We start from the raw sequence: 15,330 nt of genomic DNA, 5'->3' as shown, positions 1-15,330 counted from the left end.
CAATCCGCAGGCGTATTTGCAAGATGTGATGGAACGGTTGCCAACGCAGAAGGCCTCTAAAATCGAAGAGCTGCTGCCGCACAATTGGACGCCTTGATCAACCGGGGATTACCGGAGGCTTACAGATTTTCGGCGCTAAGCTCGTGAGTTTCCAGTTTGACGGCACAACACCTTTCATCGCACATTGAGTCAATGAATACTTCGCATCTGTAGGGTATTTGTAGGCGCCAAGTTTCGAGAGGCACGCGTCGACGTCTTGTAACGATGTGACGCTTTTGAAGGAAAATGAATCCTTGAAAAAACGTCCACGAAGCATCTCAAGCTCTTGTCGAGTTGTAATGTTTTGCAGCATAAGCTCACATTCAGACCAGTTGCCGATAAAAATAACCGATAGATTTGTGCCTAAAAGCCGTAATTTATTGCCGAGTTCCACGAAAGGGGCGAATTGTTCAATGGTTAGATACTGCATCTCGTCGACAAATAGAGCAACTTGCCGCGCATTGTTGGCAAATGACATGTCAGCGAAACAATGAACGAGGTCGTAGCACATTTGATCAGAGGAGTTTTTCGTTTTGTACGTCCCGTTGACTGAAAACCAAATGTTGCGATAGACCGCTGCAATCGTTTTGACATCACGGTTACATAGACTAATAAAGCAGGCGGGAATCACCTCATCAGATCGCGTTTTCAAGCGCTTACCGACCATTTCTACGGCGGTGGATTTGCCAGCCCGAGAGTCCCCTAGCACCACGCCGCCTGTTCGGCCAAGTCGCAACCACTGAGTTAGACACTGCTCCAACTCAAAACACATAGGTGTCTCAATAACAAAGCCATTGGGGTTGTATATCGGATGGTCAGGCGGTAATTGATTAGACCTCGAGGCCATTATTTGTCCTCCTTCATCAAGGCTGCCCATGCTTTTATCTTTCTTCTGGGGGTATGACTTGACATGATTGATGGTTGAGCGGGGACAATACCTTTGGGTTCAGCGGTCCATGAACCGCCTATCCCGTACTCTCGATAGAGCCGAATAAGCTCTCGGGCTGCATCTGGTAATTTTTTATGGACCAATAGATGATCAAAGTACCCTCCGAGGATGTCCGGCGTAGTAAATTTATGTGTCTTTTGCAGTTTTGTAATCGCTCGACGAGTCATAACGCTGTGTGGAAAGCGTTGCCAACTCAAAGGAGCACGAAACACACCTAGCTCCTCACCGGACGGGGAATAAGCATTCAGCGTCCGTATATCACGCCAGTCATACTGAATATTGATTTTTTTTCGAATGTTGCTTGAAATCAAGGGCTTATCTGGGCTATAGCGAACACCGAGAAAGTTGATATGTGGCATCCTCTTATCACCCGGTGTGTGCCGAACAATTGCCGTTCCGCGCATGTTGAATGGGCTAAACCACGGACTGAGTGCCTTCGGGTTAATGCGTATCGGCCGATGTGTTAAATCCTGCCTAAGGTACTCGAGTGCACTGACTCCCCCAAGCCGCGCTTGCGGCCTTGTATTGTGTTCCGCCAACCGGGCCGCTATGAATTGTTCAAACGCATTTAGACTAAGTAACGGCGTCTTAGTGCGTTTGGCGCGGCGCGAATCTCTTGGATGGCTTCCTGTGGTCGATGCAAACCGATGCGCTAATTCCGTGAAATGGGTGAAGGCATGCTCCACTAGGTTTCGGCCTTTTGGGTGCGCAGGCAAACCGAGGTTTAGCGAGGCGCCTAGCCTAATACAGATGTCGTTCCGAACACTGTGGGCGATATGTGCGAAGGCATTATCGAGCTTAATCATCCCGATGGCGGCGTATTCCATCTCGGCGGTAAGATCCGCGGGCACACACGGTGTTACTACACTCGGTAAATCAGGGACAGTGAACGCGGGTAATCGGTAGTTACCGGGCAATAGCGCCAGCAGTGTTAACAAGTCAAACTGTGATATCTGATTTCTTAGGCAGAGATGGGTGGCTAGGTATGTATCCGATGCGACATCGACCGCCAATAACAGCGCGACTCGAGAGATCGGGAGTTCGGACGTCTGCCCGTTAAATTCTAGTGTGACCGACGTCTGTACGTCAGTGGTATGTGCATCAATCTCGACGGCATCGAAAGCATGGGTTTGGACGAATGATGAACGAATAAGTCTGCGCTTGGGTTTTGGGCTTGTCAAAGCAAACACTCGCTCGTGATAGTACTTGCGAACGGACTCGTAACCCAGGGACTCTGTGGTGAACGGGTAGGTGTCCTGAGGCCAATGTTGTTCTCTCAAAAAACGAAGGAAGGCTTGGTGAAACGCGTTGATAGTCAGATTTTGCCCATGTGGGCGTTTTTTAATAGACGACCGAATTAATCGGTCTAACGATACCCGGAGGTTTGGGCAGGTCTTAAGCACATATTGAAATCCCGCGCGCGCGCCACTGTTCTGTGCAAGCGTGGGTAACGGTATTTTGCGTTGAACTTTATTTTTTATGGGTTTATAAGGTATGAGTCCGTGTGTTAGCGGCGGTGGCTCTGCGCCGTTACCACCGAGGGCACGGTCCAGTATCCGACTGACTCTTGACGTAGATAAGCCCAGATCATCGGCTATATCCGATAGTTTTTCTCGTGCCAGGCATCGGGTGACGATTTGTAAATTTCGCTGAAACAAGGCCCGCTTGTTTTTAGCCAGCGCCGCCACATCAACACAAGGCCAAGCCTTTAAATCTAGCAGCTCCGGCTGATAAATTAGCCGTTGCCGCCATGTTAGGTGCATGAGCGCAGTACCGTGTCGTATTGCAATGGTGTCGTTAAGTCTGCCTGCAATTTGCCCCTGTGCAATAGACGTAATAGCGCAATTTCTTTTGTGTAACTACCTGCTCGATCTCCCTCGTCGATGATATCCCCAAACTCTATGTTTCCTCCCATTTGAATTTGATCATACAGCTTGTACTCCAATGCACCAGTATCAATGTCGCCAGCACTTGCGAGTCGACGCGTGATATCTAGCCATGTCAGAGCCTCTCGTTCACGTGTTAACGCAGTATCATTGCTGATAATTGAAAATTTCATCCCATAAAAATCGAAAAAAGCCTCGAGGGGGACTCTCAGCGCCCGGTCAAACTCCCCGCGTGCTTTCAACTCGATAACAATTCGATGCTGGCCACTTACGACATAGAAGTCGGGGATATACTTTCGCCGTCCAACTCGTAGCCGAAAGGGCTGGGGAACAAAACTGCCAACCTTAGGGTCGCCCTCCAGCAGGCCGGCGTAGAGGTACTCGCTGTAACTATGTAGCGTGGCGACAAACGGAAATTTTACAAAGTGCTGCTCGTAGCAATCCGTTGCGACGCGTAATTTCTTTGGGGTGGGTACTTGGCAAGGCACTAACGATTCGGCCACCACTGAGCGATGGTGGGCGGGTGTATCAATAGCACGAAAGTCCGAAGGTGTTGGCATAATATCGCCTCACTGAAACGCGTCAGCATAACTCTATTATTTAACGTGTTTTCACAATAATTAAAAGAGCCGAAGTTGCACCATTTACACCTATTCTGGAACCCGCCGGATTTCCCCTTGTTTAGGCGGATTTTTGGGGTTGCACCGCTCAAACCCGAGGCGTATAACAGGGATAAAAGTGCACCAGGGATTTAGGTGAAATGGTACGGATTCAGGACAGCGGCGGGGCATTTCCGGCGCCCCGACCCAAACGGCTCTTCTACCCGAATGAGCCGCGCTTGGATACGTTCCCCATTCAGCACGTCCAGATCGATTGGAAGCGCCTGATCGCCAAGCGCGAGATGGTGCTCGATACCGTCGAGGCGATGCCAGCCTATCTCCTCAAACCCGAAATTCTCGGCCTGCTCGACGCCGAAAAACACCCGACCTACCGCCTGATTCAAGACCTCATGTGGACTACCGGCGCTCGCATTTCCGAAGTCCTGGCCCTCACCCCCAGCCACTTTATCGACGATGGCTACGATTTCCTCGTGGTGCTGCGCACCCTGAAACAGCGGCCAGGGCGGCCAACAAATGTACAGCTGGCGCGCAGTCCCAAGCGAGCGATCCCTATCGTAGATCCCATTGTGGTCGACCGCATTCAGAGCTACCTGTACGCGGGGCATTTTCGGAAGGACGAGCGGATCTTCACCATGGCCCGGCAGACGGTGAACCGGCATATTCATGATCTGGTGGAGCGGGTAGGGGGCGCGCCGATCAATATCACGTGTCACACCTTTCGGCACAGCTTTGCCATTCATCTGCTACTGCATGGACGGCCGCTGAAAATCGTGAGCCAGCTCCTCGGACACAAATCGATTGAAAGTACGGAAATCTACACCAATGTGCTCACCGCCGATGGGGGGCACTTTTTGGACGGGGTGGATTTTCATTAGCATCGATTTTCGCAATTGCCGCTGGGTTATGCTGGCAATAAGAATTCCAAGTTTAGGGGTAAAACGATGAATCAAGACGAAAAGACACGGCAAGACGTAAACGTCTCTGAGAGTCCTGAGGACTTTCTGGCGAGCTTGGGCAAAACGCTTCTTGAGCAAGACAACATCGATACTCGCTTGGCAGAAATCCTATCTCAACATCTGCTTACGACTTCACCGGCCAGTGATGCGGTAGCAAAGGCTAAGGGCGCCATCCTGCAGCTTGCAAGTGAAAGGGCAAATCCACCACAACCGGAGAGGGACGATGGCTGATCCTTATTTCCTCCAATCGTTGGAGCTTGCTGGATTCCGTGCCTATCTTCAGCCTAAGACGTTTGATTTCAGTAAGAAACGCTGCCTGGCGGTTTTTGCGCCGAACGGTAATGGCAAATCCAGCGTCATTGATGCACTGGAGTTCATGTTTTCAAAGGATGGCACCCTCGCCCGACTCGGGCGGCGTGCTATCAATAACCAAGCCGGGCCGTTAGCGCTGGCGCACATTCTAGCGGAGGATGCGGATATTGCACCGGCCGTGACGATCAACGTTGTGTCCAAAGAAGGCCAAATAAACGGTAGTCGCGCTGCCACAGGCGCCAATCGGCCTATCCCAGCAGCAGGTGCAACCCTGACCGCTTGCTTTACGGTGTCACCAATCATCCACGGGCACGGGTTGCGCACGTTTGTCGAAGATCATACGCCTGAACAGCGCTACACCGACGTCGCCAATTGGCTCCAACTCGGCCCATTGGTTGAGGTTCAGAAAAATTTGCGCGCTCTGCGCGCCCAAGTTAAGGGCGCCACCGAGAACAAAAGCGAACTACAGCGCATTGATACTCTACTCGCGAGGGAAACAGGGCAGGTAGTAAATGCCTGGGAAGCGGCGGCGGTGCTTGCCTATGCTAACTTCTCGGTTTTAACACCTCTGGATCCTGCGTTGGCACTCACGGCTTTAGCGAAAACTGACGCCGCGTACATTACCTTAGCGGCACGTGCCCAAGCAGAGGCGAACAAAATCGGGCTCGCGGGTTTACGACAGATTCGTAGTTCCGCTGAGACATTGTGGGCAAAGACAACGAACACGGATGATGGCGAGGTTGTCATCAGCGGCGCGATTCCGGCTTTCGACGCGGCGTTGGCAAAATTGTCACGCGCGGCTAATAAGGAAAAGGAGGAGCGGAGGAAGGCTGCGAACTCGGCGTTTCAGGTCCTGTGGAATGCAGCTGAACCGTTATTTGCGGATGGAGTGGAGGCTCCGAAAGATTGCCCGGTCTGTTCAACTCCAATAGCCGATTCGACTGCAGGCAGCAGCAAAGGAGTTAGGGACCATATAGCACGGCATCTGGGAGAGTTGGCTGACTATGCTGCTGCGAAAAGTGCCCTTGACGAGGCCCAAGCGGCCGCTTCAGTGGCCCATACCCAGCTGCTGGCAGCGTTACCCGGACTGATAGGACTGCTTGACAATCAGCCGGCTTTGAGGATTAACCTCACTACGTATCGAGATAACCTTGCCACGTGGCCCGAGAGCGACCCACCAGCTTCAGCGGATATTATCGCCGCGATCGCCGCGCTTATCACTTCGGTTGAAGAATCCATCGTTGAGATTGAGGCGAGGCAGGGCGAGCACACTTATGTTAATGGGAAGTCGAAAATAGATCGTTTGCTGGAGCTTCAGGACGAACGGGATCTTGTGCAGCGGACGCACGACGAGTTGACAAAGCTATCGGAGGCCTTAGCGACTCAGGGGACAACTGTTAGCGCCGAGATTCGCAGGAAAGTACAGGCTCTGCTCGACCAGCTCCAGATACCTATGAACGATATCTACAAGCTGATCCAGGGGGGGGACGCGACGACGATTCGTCTGGAACTTCCGTCGGAAGAAGATGCCAACCAGCAGCGACTTAATCTGCTAATCGATTTTGCCGAGAATAGGACTGGCGTGCAGCCAAGCGGTTATTTGAGCGACTCCCAGATTCACTCGGTGGCGTTGGCGCTACGAATGGCAGCGATCAAGCAGTTCAACACTGCCGCGCCTATCATGGCGCTGGACGATATCGTCACCTCCTACGATGCCGATCATCGGCGAGCCATCTCTGGACTCATCGCCACGATGTTTGGCAGCTTTCAAATCCTTGTAACCACCCACGACGAGCGGTTCTTCAACTATCTGAAGGACCAGCTAGAACCGAAAATGTGGCATTTCACTCGTATAATTGGTCTTGATCCAGCCTACGGACCACGCTTCGCCGACCACAAAGTCAGTGATGAAATGATCGAGGCGCGTTGGGCAGCAGGTCAATCTGCAGCTAACGAGATGCGCCAAGCTGAGGAGGAGTGGCTTCTCGGAATATGTCGGGATTTTGGTGTCAGCGTGCGTATAAGACCTCTGGAAAAGGCCTATTCCTACGAACGCAGCGAGCTAGCATCAGCACTTGCAGGCTTTCTCAAAGGCCTAAAACTGGAGCCTCCGCCTGTGGCAGGTGTGAGTAATCGTTTTCTTGCTAGTTTAGCAAAAGGAGAGATCGAAAATTTTGGCAGCCACTTCCAGGATATACCGTATGGGTATGGCTCAATCGGCGATGAGCAAGCGCGCTGGGAGGAATTCAAAACGTTCCGTAGCCAATTTTTCTGTAAGAAATGCTACAGGACCAAGTTTCAACGTCCCTTCACTATGAAGAAACCTGTCTGCTTGCATGGCGGTTGCGAAACACAGTTTGAATTTTCTGGTCCGTCTGATTCTGATGTGACTCAATAACTTCGAATAATATGAGGGTTCTATGACCGTTAGCGGCCCAGATTTTCGGCAAACATGGCTCTGGCGTCAGGCTTTCCTTACGCCGCGATCAGACAGCACCACGGAAGAACAGGAATTTTTTAGCTCGCAATACCAGCTAGTTCGAGAGCGTGCAGCGCTGCTCGTTTCTAGGATTGCTGTCGACCTACCGGGAATGACCGTTCACGACATCAGTCATCTGGATGCATTGTGGGATATGGCGTCCTTGGTCGCTGAGGGAGCTATCAATATCAATCCTGCAGAAGCATTTGTTTTTGGTTCCAGCATTTTACTGCATGATGCTGCGATGAGTTTGGCTGCTTATCCAGACGGTATTGCGGAAGTGAAGACAACAACGGCGTGGAAGGACGCTGTTGCCGGGCTAGCATTGGCATTTGAGGAAAGTGGCGACGACAAACTCGACGTTGAGAACCCACCAGAAGCAATTGTGCAGCGGATAGTCCCAGAGGTTCTTCGTAGGTTACATGCCGAACGTGCTGAGGATCTTGCTGAACAATCGTGGCGCACAGCCGACGGAGTAGACATGTATCTCGTCGAAAATTCCGACCTACGCCACTTCTACGGTCCGACGATAGGTCAGATTGCGCACAGTCACTGGTGGTCAGTGCAGAAGGTGGAGCAGGAATTCTCGGAGGATTTAGGAGGGCTAGCAAACCGGACTCGTAATCGGGTGGATCGGGTTAAACTCGCCTGCCTACTTCGCATCGCCGATGCCTTGCATCTCGACAGTCGACGCGCGCCAAGATTTCTACGTGCAATTACAAACCCAAGCGGAATTTCGGCACTTCATTGGTCATTTCAGGAGCGATTGGCAAGGCCTCATATAGAACTCGACGCCGCAGTTTTCACGACGGGGCAACCGTTCGGGCGAGAGGAAGCTGAAGCATGGTGGTTGGCTTATGATATATTAAACGCTGTTGACCGAGAACTTCGGGATGTTGATTCACTTCTTCAGGGGCGTGGTCGTGAAGTATTGAAGGCACGGCGCGTTAAAGGCGTTGGGTCGCCGGAGATCCTTGCTCGAACGGTTAAAACCCGAGGTTGGCGCCCAGTTGATGCCCGACTTCAAGTCTCCGATGTGCCTCGTATCGTCGAGAATCTCGGGGGATCAAAACTCTACGGCGACGATCCCACCGTTGCTTTACGTGAACTCATTCAAAACGCAGCCGATTCAATACAGGCTAGGCGCAAGTTCCAAAGTCGGCCCGCGAACTGGGGGCTCATCACCGTTGCTATCGTCTCGGAAGGGGATGACAGCTGGCTCATTGTTGAGGACAACGGTATTGGTATGTCAGAGCAGGTCTTGACTGGCCCGCTTCTGGATTTTGGGACCTCGTTTTGGCGATCACCTCTTGCGATGGAAGAGTTTCCCGGGCTGATGGCTGCGGGCATGCACGCCATCGGTCGATTCGGCATCGGTTTTTTCTCCGTGTTTATGTTGGGTCCCGTTGTGCGGGTGTATTCGCGCCGCTGCGATAAAGGGCAGGATGCAGCACGATTGTTAGAGTTTCGGGGCGGGACTAGCGCCAGACCAATTCTCTCCCCGTTTCCTGGAGAACCGGTGCCAATCGATGGAGGAACGCGCGTCGAGATTTTACTGAAGCACCCTCCGGGCGAGTCCGGAGGATTGCTGCACATCAACTCCTACACCAAACGGGTGATGACGTTGGATGCGCTTGTCGGAGCGGTTGCCCCAAATCTCAATGTCGCTATTGAAGTGATGACGCAGGACGGAGCGCACCAGATATCGCAGCCTGGCGATTGGCTGAAGATCAGCGATTTCGATCTCGTCCGTAGGCTGAATCCAACGCTTGATCGCGCTGAAACTGATACACCGAAAGCAGACCGGACGCTCATGCAATCGATTAAAGATGATAGAGGCCAAGTATACGGCCGGGCATTCATTTCGCCTTCACGGTCCTTTTTTTCTGTCGGAGGAGGCTGGGTAACAATATCCGGATTGCGTGCTGCTCCTTTGCAAAACGTGCAGGGTGTGTTGCTAGGCGAAGCCGTTACAGCCGCTAGAGACGCAGCTCAGCCGCTAGCAACACAAGACGCGTTAGGTCAGTGGGCGTCGATGCAGGCCGAATTGATCGTAGCCACAGTGAAAGACGAGGAACGTCAAGCCCGTTCCGCCGAAGTAGTGTTGGAGTGCGGTGGCAAGATTGGCAATCTTAAATTGGTTAAGTGGGGAACGGATTGGTTGACAGAGACTGAGTTTGAAGAACGTCTCGGCACATCAAAGGAAATAGCGATCAGTTTTGAGGGAGATTTCGACTACGACGAGGATCTAGATGACGTTCATCCTAAGGAATTTCGTGAAGAATTTGAAATTGCAGAAGATATTGTTGTTGTACTTAAATATGACGGGAGCATTCTAAAAACGGCAAAAAATAGTTGGCCAAAAAATATTACAGGGCGATCCATATTGAGTAGTTCGAATGTAGCCGATTACGTCATGGAACTGATACGACGTGTATGGTGTGAGAATGTACAGGAATATGATGAAGAACGTGTGGTTGGCAATGTCGGATTATCAAGAATCACTCGCAGGGTGACTGTTTTTCGCTGCGAAGATAACGACCAAATTGATTTTTAAAAATGTCCGATTTCTATGATGAGAATTCCCTTTTTTGCACCGATTGCACCAGTGACCGAGGGCTACAAGCGAAAATTCAACTTTGCAGCATGAAGGGAAACTGCAGTATCTGCCATACAGAATCAGTATATGTAGTTACTTTTCGTGAGCTAGCAACTTGGCTGGAAGAAATCTGGCGTGAGTGGTACCACATTGGTGAATACCAGCCGGTAGTTAGGTCTGACTCTGACAGAGTTGACTATGAGCAACGAGGGGACGAACCAAATCTTCTATTGGGGGAACTAGTTGATTTCGTTCGCGACGAGGAAGAAGTCTTAGATACCCTAATAGAATTGATGTCAGAAGGTGATACTTATGAAGTGATGCAAGGTGGTGAGGCCCTCATCGATTCGTGTCAATGTTATCAAAAACGCAAGCTATACTTAGCTCAGGTCGAGTACCGCTGGGAGGTATTTGTCCGGAGTCTTAAACACCACACACGATATTTCAATAACAGCGCCAAAGAGTTTTTCGATTGCCTATTTGATGGGATACAAGAAGTACATAGCTGGGAACTCCCGCAAAATTCTCAGGATTTAACCAATTATGGCAGGCGATCCAATCAACCCGTCGTCATCGAATATGCACCTAGATCAATGCCCATATTTCGAGCAAGGAAAGCAACGAGCGATAAAGTATTTCAAGCGATAGTAGACGATCCTGACGTAGAGTTAAGCAATCCGCCAGATGAATTTGCTACTGAAGGCCGCATGAATCCAAAGGGTATTAGTTATTTTTATGGCGCGGCAGACAGGGAAACCTGTGTTGCTGAACTCCGCCCGTCTATAGGAGAGCAGGTAATTTCCGGAGAATTCGAACTGACCGAAAAAGTCGTATTATTAGATCTCACTTTACTGTCCACGAGCTACCACAGAAAAATTGAGAGTATGTTTGAGGACGATTACTTGGAAAAGCGCATCGATAGAGAATTACTTCGACAGCTGGAGCGATTGATAGCACAACCTGTGTTGGACGGAGATGAATTCGATTACTTACCAACACAAGCTATGTCTGAATATTTGGCACGACATGCAACACCCAGGATTGATGGTATTGTTTTCAACTCGGTACAGCGGGCAGGTGGAAAGAATATAGTTCTTTTTCCGCACATTTTACGGAAGGATAACCACAGTTCAGATGGATTTGGTGCCGGGCAATCCGGAATTAAAGTGAAGCCTGAATCACTCATCCATCATCAGGTTAAACGCATAACTCACGAAACGACAGAAAGGGATATTGTCGACAGAGAACTAGCGATGTTTTTTGACTACCCTGATGACGATTTTGACTACTTCTTTTAGTGGCGTAAACTTGGTTGCTAACCTACAAGAGTATCCCCAAAAAGAAATATCCCGCACTGTGGTGCCAATAGTGGCAAACTTTCACAAAATCGTCAGCTTTTAAAGTTTGTCCAGGGCATCTTTTATTTGCTCTTCGGGTGGCTCTTCGTAGATGAGAGTAGTCGACGGATTGACGTGCCCCGCAATTTTTTGAGCGACTTTCACGGATTTCTTTTGCTTATGGATCACATTCGTGATTAAGGAACGACGCCCGCTGTGGGAACTGGCCTTTTCGACACCGGCCCAGTCGCGCAGTATCGTAAGCGCTCAACCAACGGCACTCTTGCACTCAGTCGTTTTCTATTCGTCCATCGATTACAGACGATTTTGCCGTATCCTTGATCGCTGAGAGCAGGTGCGGTGAGACATTCCAGCGCTCCCCGCTGTCCGTGACCACGGTGACGGTTTTACGGTTGAATTTCATCACGGTAGCGAGGGCGCGCTCGCCCTGAGGAGTATCAAAGCTGACTCTCGAACCCGGATGGAACTGCATCATCGATTGGTGTGCATGCAGCGATTCCAGCATTTTCAGCCGTTCAATAATGCGCTGGTTAAGCGCCATCAACTCGTCTGCATCAAGATGATCAATGTTGATATTCATCACCCGTTTCATGATGCGGCCTTCAATGAGTTGCCGTGCGTTTCCGGCGCTCGCCAGGGCAGCAAAGCTTCAATATCATCCAGGCGCTGAGCTCTGGTATCCGTCCGGCCAACACACCTTTCACTCCTGAGCCAAGGCCAACATGATGGTGAAATCAGTTCTCGTTTTTTTGAAGTCCCCGACAGTTATTGAATCATAATGTTGATTTTTTAAAATTCGTTGATAGACTCGGCTGTGCCATAGAGGCTGAGGGGTGGAGTTGAGCTCATAGCGTTCGACATGACCTAATGTCATTTCTGCTGGCTAGTTATTTTGGTCTGCCTGTTAAATTTGGGCGAACCTCGGTGAAGGACCCTTTGTAAAAGGGTTTACGCGGTTGTTGTGGCCAGAGTTTGCTACAAGATGTAGCCGATATGATCAACACTAGGGAGCGTGTTGATTAGCTGAAATACAGAGGGAAACCATGTCAGCAGCAAGGATTGCTTATCTACTCGTCGGCTTGGCGTGTCTAGGGTTGAGCGCCACTCATGCCCAATCCGAACAGTCATGCTTGGCAGTGCCTGCAAATTCCCCCCAAATAGTTGCTCTCGATGCCGCGCATGTGGCGGAACTCGCCAACACTCAGCAAGATCACTCTGCCTGCTTTAAAGATTCAGTGGGGCCCTCCCTGCTACAAAAGTACCCTTCGCTACAGATCATTGATGTTCGACCCGCTGAACGATTTGCCGAGATTCATATAGAACAAGCCATAAATATCCCGCTCAATCTAATTGCATCGCGACATTTTCTAGCCTCGTCACCACTGATACTGACTGGTGGCGACGGCGACATTAGAGGCTTGCTTGAATTATGTACTCAATTGCGGCGAGAACGCGGGCAGCAGGTATGGGTTGAAACGTCCGGAATACAGGCTCGATGGGCAAAAGGTCTCTTGGTCGGAAATCACGCTGATACTCGCGCCTCCCTGATGGAGATCACACCTCAAGAGTTTCTTGGCGCAGCTTCGTCGTTCAGATGGAAGCTGCTCTTTCTGGTCGATGACCCTAACGTCCCGTCACGTCCGGAGTGGGGCGATGTGGTCGATACAAAGAAGATCGGTTCGACCCTTTCCTCTCAAGCGAAAGACATGGATCTCCGCACGGATCGAATTTTGGTGATCGACAGCAGGGAGTCTCCTCGACCACTTCTGGGCATTCGGCCCGAAAATGCGAATGGCTTGCGTTACTTGAAGGGCGGTCTGCCCGCGTACGAGCATATGCTGTCCTTGAGCAATCAGCCGAAACGCTGGGTATTGGGGACAACAGCAGAACCCAAGATCTGTGATCAGCACGCACGGAGTGCCGGGTGAAGAGCATATCGTACACGACCCGACTGGCATTGGTGCTGGGGCTTCTTGTCATGACTGCTGCAACCATCATATTTCGACAAGCTTCAACCAAAGAGAGTCCCTCGTATACCTCAACGCGAACTCTCCAGTTCAGTTTCTCCATTACCAATAACAGCAATGAGGTGGTTCAAAATGGAACATTTAGAGCCTACGCGCCGGTGAATCACACGGCGATTCAACATGTGGACGCAATCACGGCAACGCACAGCTACCAAACAGTCACAGATGACCTTGGAAATACTGTGCTTGAGTTCGTGCTACCTGTGCTCGCACCCTATCAAACCAAGGTGATTACCGTACGTAGCAATCTTTCAGTTTCCGAGGCACCGATTGCTGAAGCGCTGGATGACTCAAGAGTGTATCTGCAGTCGGAGCCCCTGGTGGAGACTGATCATCCAGCGCTTCGCGAGCTCTCACAAACGCTTGTTGTGAATGGGAACGGTACCGACCGAGATAGGGCGAGGGCGGTCTTTGAGTGGGTGACGACACACCTCGCCACTGAGCAATACCTACCCGACGACCGCGGCGCTTTATGGGCCTTACAAAATCGCCGCGGAGATTGTACCGAGTTTATGCGGTTGTTTATGGCGCTGGTGCGCCTGCAGGGTATTCCAGCACGGGGCGTTAGTGGTTATGTGGTCACCGGGTCGCAGATTGTACGTCCTGCTGATTTCCATAACTGGGTAGAAATTCATCTCGAAGGGGCGTGGCAGATTGTGGATCCTCAACGTCATGTGTTCTTAACACAACAAGCGGATTATATTGCCACTCAGATTATTCAGCCTGTCGAACGGAATCTCTTGGGCAGGTCACACCGGTATAAAGTCGACGGGCGCCTGACGGCCGTTATGAACTGAGAAAAATTAGAGGAAATTCTGTGCCGCAGGGAAGCTATAGGCGCTGGTCGAAGTGCCTTCTGGATATTTTTATGGGGCTTTGTTTCGCGTTGGTAACGGCGTTTACCGCCCACGCTCAGTCAACAGTCACCATATCCTCGGCCACCACAATTGCCGATGACGACTTTAGTTATGACGGCAACAATTTGATTGTTGAAAGCACCACTCTCACGATCAGTGGCGCTCATCAGTTTGAAAATATTGAGCTGCGGGGAACTGCAGTCCTTACTACAACTACCGCTTCCAGCACGTCTTCCCCAATACTGGATCTTCAGGCAAATGCATTAACTGTTGAATCTGGAGCCAGTATTGATCTGGACGGGCACGGTTTGTTGTCTTCGGACGCTTCCTCCTACTCCGGTGGCAGTTATGGTGGTCTGGGAGGCACGCTCAGTAACAACGAGAATTATGTCACCAATCCCACCTATGGGGATGTGTATCAGCCTACCGACTACGGCCGGGGTGGTTATTACAACACCTCTTATCGAACCCGGGGCGGCGGGGTGTTAAAGCTACAAGCCCAGTCACTTGCACTGGAAGGTACGATCCGCAGCAATGGAGGCTATCACGATCGCTCTGGCGGTGGCAGCGGCGGCTCGATCTGGATTCAGGCAGGGACCGTTAGCGGTTCGGGCACAGTTCAGGCCAATGGAGGTGGCGGTGGCACCTACTACGATAGCGGCGGCGGTGGCGGGGGGCGCATCGCGCTGTACTACGACTCTCTCAATGGCTTTGATCCGGCAGCCCAGATCTCGGCGGTTGGTGGTGTTAAAGGCGGCAACGGCCGTGAAGATGGCGGTGCAGGCACGATTTATCTTAAAGACAATGCCGCTTCTCAGGGCACGGTGATAGTTAACAACGGCGCCCTGGGCAATGGGTCGGCGGCGACGGTTTTACCCGGCAGCGTATTTAATGAACCCGTGGTATTGAACCAGGTACGTATTGACGTTACGGGTGACGTGCTGGCCAGTGACGTATCCTTTGCGGACAGTATTATTGAGTTCGGCGGAGAAAGTAATTTCACCAGCTTGGAGGCAAATAGCAGCCTGCTGAATTTTGTCGGTACTTCGCAGATCGGGGCATTAGAGGCAGACAGTAGCACGCTCACTTTTGCTCAGGATGCCGTGATCAATACGCTGGTGGTTAGCGGCGGTTCTGTAGAGAATATGGCGCGACTGGAAGTAACCGGAACCTTTGCGCTCAGCGATGGCGTCGTGTTGTACCAGCGGGGCGACCTGGTGATTCCCTCCGGGGATGTGATGACGGTCG

At 51.2% G+C, this 15,330-nt stretch carries 12 protein-coding genes and 1 pseudogene; 9 read left to right on the top strand and 4 right to left on the bottom strand.

Going from position 1 to position 15,330, the window contains the following annotated elements:
- The coding region (locus HCU74_RS11270; protein WP_168450498.1) for a transposase domain-containing protein at positions 1–97 on the top strand (97 nt) is incomplete at its 5' end.
- On the opposite strand, the gene HCU74_RS11265 is transcribed toward HCU74_RS11270, so the two are convergent.
- From HCU74_RS11265 to HCU74_RS11255, 3 genes are read right to left on the bottom strand one after another with little or no spacing between them, the layout of a single operon-like run.
- Positions 98–916, bottom strand: a complete 819-nt coding sequence (locus HCU74_RS11265) for an ATP-binding protein (protein ID WP_168450497.1) — start codon at positions 914–916, stop codon at positions 98–100.
- Positions 886–2,751, bottom strand: coding sequence for a hypothetical protein (locus HCU74_RS11260; RefSeq protein ID WP_168450496.1), 1,866 nt, complete (start codon positions 2,749–2,751; stop codon positions 886–888). The genes HCU74_RS11265 and HCU74_RS11260 overlap by 31 nt, the downstream gene beginning before the upstream one ends.
- The gene (locus HCU74_RS11255) at positions 2,742–3,434 is read right to left on the bottom strand and encodes a hypothetical protein (protein WP_168450495.1); all 693 of its coding nucleotides are present in this window, start codon (positions 3,432–3,434) and stop codon (positions 2,742–2,744) included. The genes HCU74_RS11260 and HCU74_RS11255 overlap by 10 nt, the downstream gene beginning before the upstream one ends.
- A gap of 200 nt (positions 3,435–3,634) precedes the next feature.
- On the opposite strand from HCU74_RS11255, the gene HCU74_RS11250 reads away from it, so the two are divergent.
- The 5 genes from HCU74_RS11250 (at position 3,635) to HCU74_RS11230 (ending at position 11,138) form a co-directional block, all read left to right on the top strand.
- Complete coding sequence (locus HCU74_RS11250) at positions 3,635–4,369, top strand: tyrosine-type recombinase/integrase (protein WP_168450494.1); 735 nt, start codon at positions 3,635–3,637, stop codon at positions 4,367–4,369.
- A gap of 66 nt (positions 4,370–4,435) precedes the next feature.
- Positions 4,436–4,681 (top strand): hypothetical protein, encoded by a 246-nt coding sequence (locus tag HCU74_RS11245; RefSeq protein ID WP_168450493.1) that lies wholly within the window; start codon positions 4,436–4,438, stop codon positions 4,679–4,681.
- Complete coding sequence (locus HCU74_RS11240) at positions 4,674–7,160, top strand: AAA family ATPase (RefSeq protein ID WP_168450492.1); 2,487 nt, start codon at positions 4,674–4,676, stop codon at positions 7,158–7,160. The genes HCU74_RS11245 and HCU74_RS11240 overlap by 8 nt, the downstream gene beginning before the upstream one ends.
- Before the next feature lie 22 nt (positions 7,161–7,182).
- Positions 7,183–9,798: an HD domain-containing protein gene (locus tag HCU74_RS11235; RefSeq protein WP_168450491.1), complete on the top strand. Its 2,616-nt coding sequence runs from the start codon at positions 7,183–7,185 to the stop codon at positions 9,796–9,798.
- A 2-nt stretch (positions 9,799–9,800) separates the two neighbouring features.
- On the top strand, positions 9,801–11,138 hold the full coding sequence (locus HCU74_RS11230; RefSeq protein ID WP_168450490.1) for an RES domain-containing protein: 1,338 nt from the start codon (positions 9,801–9,803) through the stop codon (positions 11,136–11,138).
- A gap of 328 nt (positions 11,139–11,466) precedes the next feature.
- On the opposite strand, the gene HCU74_RS11225 is transcribed toward HCU74_RS11230, so the two are convergent.
- Positions 11,467–11,790 carry a hypothetical protein gene (locus tag HCU74_RS11225; RefSeq protein ID WP_246864578.1) on the bottom strand — a complete coding sequence of 108 codons (324 nt, stop codon included), beginning with the start codon at positions 11,788–11,790 and terminating at the stop codon, positions 11,467–11,469.
- Positions 11,791–12,241: 451 nt separating this feature from the next.
- On the opposite strand from HCU74_RS11225, the gene HCU74_RS11220 reads away from it, so the two are divergent.
- The 3 genes and pseudogenes from HCU74_RS11220 to HCU74_RS11210 form a co-directional block, all read left to right on the top strand.
- The gene (locus HCU74_RS11220) at positions 12,242–13,126 is read left to right on the top strand and encodes a rhodanese-like domain-containing protein (RefSeq protein ID WP_168450489.1); all 885 of its coding nucleotides are present in this window, start codon (positions 12,242–12,244) and stop codon (positions 13,124–13,126) included.
- Positions 13,123–14,022, top strand: a complete 900-nt coding sequence (locus tag HCU74_RS11215; RefSeq protein ID WP_168450488.1) for a transglutaminase domain-containing protein — start codon at positions 13,123–13,125, stop codon at positions 14,020–14,022. Before HCU74_RS11220 ends, HCU74_RS11215 begins: the two co-directional genes overlap by 4 nt.
- Positions 14,023–14,093: 71 nt before the next feature.
- Positions 14,094–15,330, top strand: a pseudogene (locus tag HCU74_RS11210) (hypothetical protein); the annotation flags it as partial.

Origin of the sequence: Spongiibacter thalassae (assembly GCF_012272835.1) — a bacterium.
In the GTDB taxonomy this organism is placed as follows: Bacteria; Pseudomonadota; Gammaproteobacteria; order Pseudomonadales; family Spongiibacteraceae; genus Spongiibacter; species Spongiibacter thalassae.
The sequence above is the reverse complement of the archived record's forward strand: the minus strand, read 5'-3'. Positions and strand labels throughout refer to the sequence as shown.